Consider the following 239-nt stretch of genomic DNA (forward strand, 5'->3'; position numbering starts at 1 on the left):
AAGTTAAGGATATTTCCCTTGCAGAATGGGGAAGAAAAGAAATTACTCTTGCAGAAGCAGAAATGCCTGGTTTGATGTCAATCCGTGAAGAATACGGACCGTATCAGCCATTAAAAGGAGCAAGAATCGCAGGATGTCTTCACATGACCATCCAAACAGCTGTGCTTATCGAGACGCTGGTAGCTTTAGGTGCTGAAGTTACCTGGTCTTCTCGTAATATTTTCTATACGCAGGACCAC

The 239-nt window shown here is 43.5% G+C and carries 1 protein-coding gene; it reads left to right on the forward strand.

Annotated elements, in window-relative coordinates:
* Positions 1-239 (forward strand): adenosylhomocysteinase (locus tag ACPYOJ_RS36620; RefSeq protein ID WP_481420574.1); only part of this gene is annotated, 239 nt, incomplete at both ends.

The organism is Rhizobium sp. SVR5-9E, from assembly GCF_056755095.1.